A 12,366-nucleotide genomic window follows, 5' to 3' on the forward strand; every position below is an offset into this window, starting at 1 on the left:
ATCCAATTGGATAAGTCCTTTATCATCAGATTGCTATTTTCCGATCTTTAGGGATGGCCACCTTGTGGCGTTACCTTCTTCTTTAGAGTATATATTCACATTTCCACTCTGCCCAAGTGTGTCAATAATCAAAAAAGTGACTATTCCATCAGTTTGTTCTTTTACAAAGTCCGTTACATTCAAATATAATTTTGATTCATCAACAGATTCTACCGTAATTGAACCTAGATAAAATGCTGAATCCCCCACTCCTTTTATACTTACTGAATTAGACTCAAGATTAGGTGAGTTTCCCCAATTAATGGTTTCTTCATCCCAGTTATCATTTTTTAATCCATACACATCAAGTTCAACTCTCGTAGTATTACTTCCTACTTTTCCTGTTATTTCAAATAGCGCTTTCTCGATATCTACATTCTTAGAAATATCAAATTTGTAAAAACCAACTCTACCTTTACTGTAGTCTGAATTACTTTTTATATTGAAGTATTTAAAGTAATTCCTATCAGACGCTCCAGCTTCAGTTAGGTCAGGGCTTTCTAATCCATAATTTGAATCTGGTTTTTCAATATCTACTAACGCATCGTCTATAGGAATAAGCACTTCTTGTTCACTAGGTTCTCCATGCTTTATTTCTGTAAAGTTAATATAATAATCATTCTCGATACTATTTTTCACATCATTATTATGCATTCTAATATCAGTACCTGCTTCAATCCGTAGACCATTCATATTCCCATTAATTTTATTGCCTATTATTTCGATATTTTTGGGGTTACCTGCACCAATATTCCCTGCATTGCTATCTCCATTATCATATGCAAGTATAATCCCTACAAACCCAGTAGCTGTATTATTCATAATCTTGTTATCACGAATAATTGTTCCTGGGGCATTTTGAATGAAGATCCCTTTTGCATTACTAGGTTGGGTTGTTTTCATTATTGTGTTTTTTTCGATGATGGTATTAGGAGATCCCATGTGGACTTTAATACCCTCACGAGAATTACTTATTTTGTTATCATGAATATAATTGTATGGGCCTGAAGCATCATGATTACTAGGAGCAGATCCCCCAGTATTACCAACACCAATTCCAGCACCAGTTAAAATATTTGAAATCTCATTTTTATAAATCTCGTTTAAATACTCATCTTCTCCATGTAAATCTATAGCATCTAACACTGTGCTCTCAAATGTATGATTATAGATTTCATTATTATGTGCATAATATTGAATCAATGCACCGTGTCGGAGATAGGGACCTTTAAATACACTGTTTCTTATTACGTTATACCGAGTATCATTCTTATATCCAGTTCGGTCAGTTTTCGGAATTCCCTGAATCGTGACCCCATAACCAGCGCCTCCACCACCCACATCTGTTGCGTTCTGAAATAGGGCATGCTGCACAACTATATCATGGCTATTTTCTATACGAACTCCCATTCTTTGATACTTTTCAATTGTTACCTTGTCAATAAGAATATTTGATGAAGGCATACTGCCAAATCCGTCTGAAATATAGATTCCATATGTGGGTCCCCCACGGTCTGGATTATTCTGCTTCGAATCTGTTGAAAAACTACCACTAAAGGTAGAGGTTATTGTTAGATTTGATATCACAATATTCGTTAATCCATATGCCCGAATCACTTTACCATTTGGATCATCAGCACCAAATACAGATACAAGAAATACATTCTCTTGACTTTCCCCACGAATGTTCACTCCAGACTTTAATCCAATATGGGACGATCCATCGTTTGGTAAAGTACTTTTTAAATTATAGGTACCTTTTGGTAGGTATACTTCATCTCCAGGATTAGCTGCTTCAATTGCTGATAGGATAGCTGGAAGATCATCCTTTTCATTATCTGCAGGGTCTGCACCAAAATCTATTACATTTAACGTTTGACCTGTCACTTTATTTGGCTTATGAATGGAATGCTTCGTTCCATCCGTATTTATTAGTCCTGGTTCAGTATATGTTATATCCTCTCGCTCCTCGGGCTCTGGAGGGACAAGTTCTTCGAGAATTAACTCACCAGTCTCAGAAGGACTATATATGTGCGTGACTGTAATACTGTTCCATAGATTGGACGAATTGCCTTTAGCAATAATTTTTACATAGCGGGCATTAGCATCTTCAATATCATAGGCAGCTAACCCGAGTTCTCCTTCTTTCGATTTACCATCTTGTAATACCGTTTGCCAATTCTCACCGTCGACAGACACTTGGACATCAAAAAACGATATTCTTTGATCTCCTTTGTGAAAAGCTAGACCTAGATATCCGATGGCTTGTATTTTTCCTAGGTCATATAAGATCCATTCTTCCAAACCTTCTGATGACCATCGAGTTTCTAAGTTATCATCTAATGTATTTTCAGGAAAATTTCCATCGTGTCCACTTGCTGTAACCTCTTTAATTTCTAATTTAATAGGCTGTATATCTTCTGAGAAAACTGGTAAGCCCGGAATAACTAGAATAATCGTTAACAGCAAATACAAAATAAATGGTACTTTTTTCTTCTTAAACCTCATCGTACTCCTCCTTCAACATAAACAATATTCAACCACTACCTACTTAAATCTCACTCCTTTTATCAATAGTAATGAAAACGCTATCATTTTTTTCATTATAGATAGAGAGTAAATTTATTTCTGGTGTTTTCTTTATATTGAATTATGGAATTTTTAGCATTGAGGTTGATACATGCTATTTTTTGTCTTTTTTTGATTTTGATAGACTTATGCTGGCTTGCATTTTTCATTCTTCCTATAGGGGATAATAACTGAAACAGTTGTCCCTTCATTTTCTTTACTTTCGAAATCTAACCCATATTTTTCACCAAAAAGTAATTCAATTCTTCTATTTACATTTGTAACACCGATCCCTAGATCACCACTAAATTTATGGTTATTTCGATTGTCCTTTTTCAAAGTCCATTTGATTTCCTCTAGTTTTTCTGCTGAGATCCCTTTGCCATTATCAATTACACAAACATGGAGATCTGTTCCTTGAATAAAAGTCCGTATTGTAATCTCCAACTCTTTCATTGTCTTTTTAAGACCATGCTCAATCGCGTTTTCGATAAGAGGTTGCAGGCTTAATTTAACCATCTGTGCATGATACACTTCTTCTTCAATTTCTAGATTTAGAGAGATAGGTTTTTTCATTCTACATTCATGAATGGTAAGATAATTTCTAATATGTTCAATTTCATCTGATAATTCTACGATTTCGAGGTTTCGAATAGAGTACCGAAACATGTGAGCTAAACTTTCAGCCATGTCGGAAATCTCCTCTATCCCATTTATTAGACCGTAACCTCCCATTGTTTCTAAAGTATTATATAGAAAATGAGGATTAATCTGTGATTGAAGAGCTTGTATCTCGATTTTTTGCTTTTCTAATTCCCTTTCTTGTAGTTCGATTTTTACTTGTTTATTTTTCAATTCTGCTTTATAGACTTGTTCTACTAGTGTTGAGAGTTTATCTACCATTGTATTATAACTATTAACCAAACTCTTGATCTCATCATTCCTGGAGAAATTTGGAACCTTTTCCCATTTTTCTTGCTCAACTGATTTCATAGTACGTTCGATTAATCGAATCGGATGTACAATATGTTTGATAAAACTAATGGCCAACAAGCACGCAATTAATACAACAATCCCTGCCGATATCAACGCAGTTTGTCTAACACCTGCAATTGGAGCAAGTAGTTGAGACTCGGGTACCCCTGCAATTAACTTCCATCCTGTATAGTCTGAAGTTAAAAACCGAAAAAAGGTATCTTCTCCGTCCCACTCTTCAAAAAATGTTCCCTGATTAAATTCACTGACTTGCATACGCCCAACTTCATTTAATGTTTCACCGATAAACTTGAAATCTGGATGATAAATAACTTTCCCATTTGTGTCAGTTATCATAAAAAATCCATTATCACCGAGCCTTGTTTTCCTCCACAATTCACCTAGTTGTTCAATACTTACTTCAATGGCTAAAATTCCATTAGGAGAAAATGATTCCATCCCCCTAATTTTTCTCGCAATCGTTATTGAAATATCATCATGTTTATCAGAAGGTTGAATGATAATTTTTCCGTTCTCTGGCGTGATGGGATGAAGATTTTTGTATTTTTCTTCTCGCGGAAAAGTACTATTATCCTGTGAAGCGATATGCCTACCATTATCCCCAATAATGTACATTCGATTTATTGCTGGATGCTGAATGGCGATTTGATCCATCATTGACCAAATTGATTCATAATATTGATATCTGATATGTTCTTTGGTATTGTCATCGTTTAAATCAAGAAAATACTTCACATTAGGATTTGAAACCAGGGGCAAAGTTGCTAACTCATAATTTCTTATATAACGATCTGATTGATAAGATAGATTCGTAATCACCTGTTCTAGATACTCTTCTGTTTGTTCTTCAAGTAGTTTAGAAGATTGGATATAGATGATACTAGACACTAGAATTAATGGTACGATCATGATAATTAAAAAATAGAGCAATAATCTCTGAAATAAATTTAAACTCAGTAACCACTTTTTCATTGTTTAATCCCTAATAAATTTCGATATTCTTTTGGAGAATAGCCAGTATGCTTCTTAAACATTTTTGTAAAATGTGTTGCATCATCGTATCCAATCTCATTTGATATATCGATTATCCGTAAATCACTACTCTCAAGAAGTCGCTTTGCGGTTTCCATCCTTAGTTGAGTCCTATACTCTACAAATGTTTGACCTGTTTCTTTCTTAAATAATTGACTAAAATAGGATGAATTAAGTCCTAATCTTTGTGCCACATCATCTAGATTCACTCTCGCACAAACATTCTTCTCCATGTATTGTTTAGCTGCCTCTATTGGGTCAATCAATTTTCCTTTTCTTTGGATGCGAATTTCATCAATTATTTTATGACAACTTTGTACAAATTCTCTTGTAATACTTTCGATATTATTGCCAGTTAGAATATAAGAACAGTCCAGTTGAATACTCCCTTTTTGATTGATTCGATTACTCAATGTATTTATCAAGTGATTCATAAGGTTGCGGTAATAATGTGTACCAAAATCTTTCTTTTCGACTTCATTTTCCCACTCGTTTACAGTTTTTTGTACTAATTCTTCGTTCATAAACCATATGACTTCTTCAAGTTTTATTAAAATATTCTCGATTTCACTAATTTTTATAAAATCGTTATTCTTTTTCTTTATATTTTCTACTAGTCGATCCACCGTTTCGGACAGTTTATCCTTTGAAATTGGTTTTAATAGATAGTCTTTTACACCATAAACCATTGCTCTCTGGGCATATTGAAAAGAATCATAGCCCGAGATAATAACCCACTGAGTATGTGGGTACACTTCGTACCATTTTGAGAGTAAAGATAGTCCATCCCTATCAGGCATATTAATATCTGACAAAACAATATCAAAGGAGTGAGTGATTAATAGTTCTTCAGCCTCAAAAGCATCTTCGGCTTCATACATTTCTACATCCGTATTCACACCGAAATTCAATTGCCTAAGTAAATAGCATATACGTTTCCGCACCATATGTTCATCTTCAATCACTAAAATTTTCAATGCTATTCCCCTCTCTATTTTTTGAATCTTTAAACTATTCTACTACACAAATGATAGGACCTTCAATTTAATATGCTTACTCTCAGTGAGGGTTAGAAAATAATAGAACGTAGATTAAAAAATAAATTCAAAGAGGCCACCCCAAATTTGCATTTAGGACAGCCGTCTTTCTACCTATTTTCTTGGGGCTGAATATTCCCCACTCTTGTACCGCTCAGATGCCTCTTCTAGAACTTTATTTCCACCTCTTTCTTTCCATTCTTCAACCACTTTTGGCCAATCACTAATTGGTTCTGCTCCAGTAATCATTTTGGCCATATGCCCCATTAACAATTTCGGTGGAGTGTCTGATTTAGGTTGTAAATCTGGTAATGTATCTAAGGATTGTAATGGTGGTTCAAATCTAATTCCATCTCTACCTTCATTTGCAAGGATGGTATCATATACTTCAATAAGTTGTTGGCCTTCTGGAGTCAATTCTAACAACCCTTTGATATATGTTGTATCTTGCACCATCCATAAGAATGCAGTACGATAACGCTCAATGTTTACTTCATCTATTGTTTGAGGTTGATTATAATTGATTTTGCCATTCTCTACTGTATAGTCTTTTCCTTCAATACCATAAGTAAAGAATTTCTCTGCTTCTTCAGATAACATCCAATCGAAGAATTGAATGATTTTCTCTGGGTTTTTAGCATCTTTGTTAATAGCATATGCACGAGTGACATCACCATATAGGTAATATCCACCCTTCCCGTCTGGACCAATTGGTGAAGGTACAAGTGCAATTTCAGCATCAGGTACATTTTCCTTTAGCTGCTGCTCCCACTGTAATAACTCATTTGCATTCATGACCCACATTCCTATATTTCCATTAATTGCTTCATTTTTATATTGAGTTGAATCAATTGTTAAAAACTCTTTGTGTAACAATCCCTCATCATACATTGTCTTATATGTCTGAAGGGCTGCTTGCATATTTTCACTATCAAAAAACTTAGGAACAGGATTTCCATCTTCATCTATTTCCCACATACTTTGATATGGTAGAACATCGTAGGATCCAAAGAATGTATCTGAGTACTTAAATTCTGCACGTCCACCATATGGTTGCGGTACTCCCATCTTTTTAAACTCACGTAATACATCAATTGTCTCCTCAACGGTAGTTGGGACTTCTAATCCAGCCTTATCCAATAAATCTTTTCGAATCCAAGTTGCTCTACGTGATGGGTTTGATAAAAACTCAGGTATTGAATATATTTTCCCATCGGTAAATCTTTGTTGCTCCCACGCAGCTTCAGGAATATATTTTTTCAAATTAGGTCCATACTCCTCAATTAAATCATCTAGTGATAGAAAAACTCCTGCTTGTACAGCTTGCTGTAAAGATTGACCACTTCCTTCTCCAAAACCACCAGATGTCTGAACTACATCAGGTATATCCCCAGAAGCAAACATTAGGTCCATCTTAGTCGAGTATTCTTTGTGTGGTAAAAGTCGAATATCTAAATCAGTATTCGTTAACTTTTCTAGCTCTAGTACATACTCATCCTTGTTAATATCAGGAGAATTTTCAACATGAGTAAACGCTAGAGTACGCATTGAAATCGAAAAACTCAAAGGTTCGTCATTTTCTTCTGTTGCATCATTTGTGTTTTCTTTTGGCTTTTCTTCATCTGCGGTTTGCTTACTTTGACAACCGATCATTACGATCATCGAGAGTAATAACATCCCTAACAAATAGAATCCTTTTTTCATTATCCAGCCCCCTCTTTAAATTAAGCGCTTTCATTCGCTTGTATAAATTATATTTTGAAATAAACGCCTCAACATGGTTTATCTTTAGGCAGATTTGGTGTTTTTTTGTGTTATTCCTTAACTGAACCTAACATTGCTCCCTTTACAAAATGCTTTTGTAGAAATGGATACAACACCAGGATTGGTATTGTAGCTACAACCACAGTTGCCATTTGAATCCCTTCAGGTGAATTTAATGCCATTGATGAAAATACTGAGTTGGCTTCTATATTCATTTCATCGTTCACGATCATTTGTCTCAATTTTACTTGTAACGGGTATAACTTAGGATCATTCAAATAATATAAAGCAGTTTGGTAATTGTTCCAGTGATTCACACCATAAAATATCCCTATCGTTGCTAATACTGGTTTTGATAGAGGTAAAACGATTCGAAATAATATTCCCAACTCACTTAACCCATCAATACGTGCGGCATCTATCATTGTGCTAGGAATATTCAAGAAAAACGATCTCATAACAAAAAAGTTAAATGCGCTTATCATACCTGGTATAACTAATGCCCATAGGGTGTTAACCATCCCTAAGTTCTTTACTACCAAATATGAAGGGATTAATGGTGCGGAAAAAATCATTGTAAATAAAACAAGTAATAGAATAACTTTTTTTCCCTGATACTCTGGTCGGGAGAGTGGATAAGCAAGAGATGTTGTCGCAAGTAAATTTATTAAAGTTCCTCCTACTGTTATAAGAACCGAGATAAAGAAAGCTCTCCATATTGATGCATCATGAAACACATATTGAAAATTCATTAATGTAAATTCAACTGGCCAAAAGAAGACTTCCCCTTTTGTTATGGCATTAGAGCTACTAAATGATTTTGCAATGACCGAAACTAAAGGGAGTAACATCGTCAAAGAAATAAGCGCTAAAAATAATACATTACATATATCGAATATTTTAGATCCTAGACTTACGTTTTTTTTCATGTCATTACCTCCTAATACAAGCTATTTCCAGTGAGCCTTTTACTAAAAAAGTTTGCACAAACTAAAAGTATAAGACCTACAATCGATTTAAAGAGACCTATTGCTGTTGTAAAACTATATTGTGCATTTAGTAAACCTACTTCGTAAATATAGGTATCTAGTATATCTCCATTTGCTTGATTGAGTGGATTTAGAAAAACGTAAACCCTTTCAAAACCAAAATCTAGAAAATTACCAATATGAAGTAAAAACAATATACTAAACGTAGGCAAAATAGCTGGGAGTGTAATATTTAATACTTGTTGGAATCGATTTGCTCCATCAACTTTAGCCGCTTCATAAAGCTCAGGATTGACTCCAGCTAGGGCAGCTAAATAAATAATCGTTCCCCAACCAACACTTTGCCACAGGTACGTTAACACTAGGATTGGACGAATATATTTTTCCGAACCCATAAAATAAATTGACTCAAATCCTAACCATCCAATAAAGTGATTAACAACTCCAGTTGTTGGAGAAAGAATACCGATAAACAACCCACTTATAATTACCCAAGAAAGAAAATGAGGCATATAAACAATTGTTTGAATGATGCGTTTATAAATGATTAATCTTAATTCATTTAATAGTAATGCCAAAATCAGTGGCGCAGGGAAAATGATGATATCATAAAAGCTTAATAATAGAGTGTTCTTTAATACACGAATAGAGTCAGGGTTTTGGAACAATCCTGCAAAATGTTTTAGACCAACCCACGGACTTTCAAATATTCCCATAAAGATATTATAATCCTTGAATGCGATGACCGACCCTATCAGTGGTATGTATTTAAAGATAATAAAGTACAATATTCCTGGTATAGAAATGATGTAAAGCATTTTATGCTTGTTCAGCAAACCTAATCTTCTTCGAAAACTTGTTTTGTGATTGTAACGAATCTCTTTATTACTAGTATTCTCTTCAGTTACAACTGAACCCTTCATCTACTTCCCCCCTAATCATTTCGATTTTGTCACATTTTCAGATAGTTAACGAAAAGCCAATACACAACCTCCTCTTTCCAACCTTTCCTCTTTTCAATTTCACCTTATATTCTCAATAACTAGTAATCTTATTTTAGCACCCTATAAAAACGAACACTTCTGATGTATTTTAGTTATTCTTGGGTTTTTTTTATTTTTTGGCTCTTTGAGGGAATAAACTCAGACGATTGAATAAGGGGTATGCTTGTCCAACAACATTCAAATGAATTGATCAGATCCGTCTATTATACGGGGGACTTTCAGGAGAAGAATTAGGTTTGCAAGGGATGTTCTTGCAGAAGAACTACTTTGTGAGGAATACTTCATATAATTCGGAACTTCATCTGCTTTATGAAGGACTTTATGAGGATACATCACTTCTCTTATGATGAAGATTCTGTACAAATTCCTCCCCCTCTTCCTTTTTACCAGGATGATAAAGATTTGAGCGGAATTTCACATTCATTTTTTCCTTTACTCCACATATTATTCTGAAGTCACAACAAAGAATCGGTACCCGACAACAGCGAAATTTCTCCCTTCACTGATGACGGGCACCGATTCTTTTAACTCGTAGTGTTTTAATTACTTAGTATAACGATTTGCATAACATGATGCGACAAATGCATCTGGTTTTATTTTTGGTTCTACACCAATTGCTTCCATTCGTGTTACCATTTCATTGACAAATTCACGCGTCTTGTTTCTCTTTCCTGCTCCAATGTCAATATGACCTTCCATTGTAAATGATGCGCCATCGTAGATATGTGGGAGTACTATTTCAATGAGTTGATTCTTTTTCTCTTCGGTAAACAACGAGACAATTTCTTCTGATAATGATAATTCATAGGAAATACGCTCATGCAATTGCTCCATCCTTCTTGGAACAACCACTTTTCGGATACATGCCCACACACCTTTTCCTTCATTAAGTATGACAATACCTGTGATAAAGGTAGTTTGCCTTGGATGCACTTGAGAGTCTGTACCAATAATGAGCCTGAATTTCCCAGTTGGTTGAGAACGCATAAACTCAGTTATATGTTCAAAAACCCGCTCAAATGACATCCGTTTTTCTTTTAAATTTTTAAATAAGCAGTGATTGTTTGAATTGTTTCTCATAAATTCATATCACAACTTTCCAGTCTTTTATATATTTTATGACCGAAAACTGGATTATGTGTACTAATTGGTGATTTGGTACAAAATTGGTTGTCTGATATATAGCTATTTCTAATGGAAAGAGAAAAATGATAATTACTTCTCAGAAGGGGAAATTGTTATTGAGATAACAAAGTTTGATTTTCGAAAGCTTTGGCAATGATACCAACCACAGTAATATGTACTGAGGAAGCTTATAATGTTGCGATCGGCACATTAGCCGATTCACAATTAAATTTTTTGAGGACATCCTTGAAGGGAAGTTTGTCTATGGGTCCCATATTATAGAACTACTGCTAGTTGATGAGGTTCAATTTATTAGATCATTTTTTTATCCATTTTGTCTAGCACACTGACAAAATAGGACATATTAGTTTGATTTTTAATCTGATTTGTCTTTCAAAATACCTATCAAAGACATTCCAGCTACTTTTTAAACCAGTTTGTCAGCGACACTAAGTAACCTTTTAAAAAGTTTTGTCATTTTAAACTGACTAATTTTTTCTACATGTTTTATCATCCAGAGTGATTATGAAGGACATTTCAGATTCACCTTTAATCCGCGATGTCCTTCATCTCACTCGAACCTTTAGAATATCTCGTGTTCCACTAATCCGTATGCTACTCATTTGCTCCCTTATTTCTCAGAACCAGAAGATCCTTCTCCCTGTTCTCCTATTTCAATAACTCCTTTGAGATCGTCTTGAACGCTTTGTTCAGCAAGGGGAACCTTTGAACGGTATGCAGAGCGGACGATAACGTGTGCTGCCACAGGGGCAGTAAGGAAGACAAAAAAGATTCCTAGAAATAAACGAATGCTAAATGTACCTTCCATTATGAAAAATAGAAACGTTCCGACTAAGATAAACAGTACTCCCATCGTTGAACTTTTCGATGCAGCATGTGCCCGTGAATACACATCAGGTAACCGTATCAACCCAACTGCAGCAAAAAAACTAAAGATGGTCCCTACTAAAATAGATAAAACCGCAAAGACTTCAATTACTTCAACCGGATTGTTTATTCCGCTCAATAACAACACCTCTTTCAATAAATCTCGCGAAGGCTATCGTCCCAATGAAAGAGAGGATTCCAATTAGTAAAATCACTTCAAAAAAGCCGGTATTACGCAAAAACACGGAAAAGATCGCTACTCCTGAGAGAATATTAATCCCTAATACATCAAGGGCTTGAATTCGGTCAGAGGCTGACGGACCCTTCACCAAACGATAGATTGTCGCAAAAACAGCAAACGTTAGAAAACATAATGAAATGAGTAAAATTATTTTTATCATTAACGCGTCACCCTCTTAATAGCCTCTTCAAATTTAGCTGTTGAACGCAACACTGCGTCACTAGATTCTGGAATATCCATAGCATGAATATAAAACTTTTTCTGATCATGTGAAACCTCAACAACAACCGAACCTGGAGTTAATGTTAAGAGCATCGCAAGCAATGTGATTTCCAAATCCCCTTCAAGCTCTGTTTCCAAAGTAAAAATGCCTGGTGTAATATTAATTCGCGGACGCATAACCTGCTTTACAACTAAGACGCTTGAAGTAAATAACTCATATATAAAGACTAGAAATAACTTTATAATGGCGAGTAAAGTCTCTGCATAAAATTGACTTGAAAAATATCTCCTCAGGATAAATAACACGATCAATCCGAACAAATAGCCACTTAAAAAGGTTAGAAAAGTCCAGCTATCCTGGAGGAACATCCATATAAAACTGATGAGCAAATTGATTAAAACCTGCATGGGCATCTCTAAACCACCCCTTTCTGATTATGAACAACAGTGGGCTTCTTATC

The 12,366-nt window shown here is 34.9% G+C and carries 10 protein-coding genes; all 10 read right to left on the reverse strand.

All coding sequences use genetic code 11. The features are described from left to right. Positions 1–33 precede the first annotated feature (33 nt). Positions 34–2,547 (reverse strand): CBM96 family carbohydrate-binding protein, encoded by a 2,514-nt coding sequence (locus tag ACWPVE_RS04975; protein ID WP_453991244.1) that lies wholly within the window; start codon positions 2,545–2,547, stop codon positions 34–36. Positions 2,548–2,754: 207 nt separating this feature from the next. Then, positions 2,755–4,575: a cache domain-containing sensor histidine kinase gene (locus ACWPVE_RS04980; protein ID WP_453991246.1), complete on the reverse strand. Its 1,821-nt coding sequence runs from the start codon at positions 4,573–4,575 to the stop codon at positions 2,755–2,757. Continuing rightward, the gene (locus ACWPVE_RS04985) at positions 4,572–5,612 is read right to left on the reverse strand and encodes a response regulator transcription factor (protein WP_453991248.1); all 1,041 of its coding nucleotides are present in this window, start codon (positions 5,610–5,612) and stop codon (positions 4,572–4,574) included. Before ACWPVE_RS04985 ends, ACWPVE_RS04980 begins: the two co-directional genes overlap by 4 nt. 174 nt (positions 5,613–5,786) lie before the next feature. Next, positions 5,787–7,376, reverse strand: coding sequence for an extracellular solute-binding protein (locus ACWPVE_RS04990; RefSeq protein WP_453991250.1), 1,590 nt, complete (start codon positions 7,374–7,376; stop codon positions 5,787–5,789). A 110-nt stretch (positions 7,377–7,486) separates the two neighbouring features. Beyond that, positions 7,487–8,365, reverse strand: a complete 879-nt coding sequence (locus ACWPVE_RS04995) for a carbohydrate ABC transporter permease (protein WP_453991252.1) — start codon at positions 8,363–8,365, stop codon at positions 7,487–7,489. A gap of 11 nt (positions 8,366–8,376) precedes the next feature. Further along, positions 8,377–9,348 carry an ABC transporter permease gene (locus ACWPVE_RS05000; protein ID WP_453991254.1) on the reverse strand — a complete coding sequence of 324 codons (972 nt, stop codon included), beginning with the start codon at positions 9,346–9,348 and terminating at the stop codon, positions 8,377–8,379. 624 nt (positions 9,349–9,972) lie between these two features. Continuing rightward, positions 9,973–10,509, reverse strand: coding sequence for a ribonuclease H-like YkuK family protein (locus ACWPVE_RS05005; protein WP_453991256.1), 537 nt, complete (start codon positions 10,507–10,509; stop codon positions 9,973–9,975). Between the two features lie 676 nt (positions 10,510–11,185). After that, entirely contained in the window at positions 11,186–11,581 is a 396-nt protein-coding gene (gene mnhG / locus ACWPVE_RS05010; RefSeq protein WP_453991258.1) for a monovalent cation/H(+) antiporter subunit G, read from the reverse strand. Further along, positions 11,556–11,843: a Na(+)/H(+) antiporter subunit F1 gene (locus tag ACWPVE_RS05015; RefSeq protein ID WP_453991260.1), complete on the reverse strand. Its 288-nt coding sequence runs from the start codon at positions 11,841–11,843 to the stop codon at positions 11,556–11,558. Before ACWPVE_RS05015 ends, mnhG begins: the two co-directional genes overlap by 26 nt. Continuing rightward, the gene (locus ACWPVE_RS05020; RefSeq protein WP_453991262.1) at positions 11,843–12,319 is read right to left on the reverse strand and encodes a Na+/H+ antiporter subunit E; all 477 of its coding nucleotides are present in this window, start codon (positions 12,317–12,319) and stop codon (positions 11,843–11,845) included. The genes ACWPVE_RS05015 and ACWPVE_RS05020 overlap by 1 nt, the downstream gene beginning before the upstream one ends. Between the last annotated feature and the right edge of the window lie 47 nt (positions 12,320–12,366).

The sequence above is a fragment of the Bacillus nitroreducens genome, from assembly GCF_964021195.1.

Bases quoted from the DNA above. Each gene is read 5' to 3' on its own strand.
- ACWPVE_RS04975 (WP_453991244.1), bottom strand. From the start codon at position 2,547: ATGAGGTTTAAGAAGAAAAAAGTACCATTTATTTTGTATTTGCTGTTA.
- ACWPVE_RS04980 (WP_453991246.1), bottom strand. From the start codon at position 4,575: ATGAAAAAGTGGTTACTGAGTTTAAATTTATTTCAGAGATTATTGCTC.
- ACWPVE_RS04990 (WP_453991250.1), bottom strand. From the start codon at position 7,376: ATGAAAAAAGGATTCTATTTGTTAGGGATGTTATTACTCTCGATGATC.
- ACWPVE_RS04995 (WP_453991252.1), bottom strand. From the start codon at position 8,365: ATGAAAAAAAACGTAAGTCTAGGATCTAAAATATTCGATATATGTAAT.
- ACWPVE_RS05000 (WP_453991254.1), bottom strand. From the start codon at position 9,348: ATGAAGGGTTCAGTTGTAACTGAAGAGAATACTAGTAATAAAGAGATT.
- ACWPVE_RS05005 (WP_453991256.1), bottom strand. From the start codon at position 10,509: ATGAGAAACAATTCAAACAATCACTGCTTATTTAAAAATTTAAAAGAA.
- ACWPVE_RS05015 (WP_453991260.1), bottom strand. From the start codon at position 11,843: ATGATAAAAATAATTTTACTCATTTCATTATGTTTTCTAACGTTTGCT.
- ACWPVE_RS05020 (WP_453991262.1), bottom strand. From the start codon at position 12,319: ATGCCCATGCAGGTTTTAATCAATTTGCTCATCAGTTTTATATGGATG.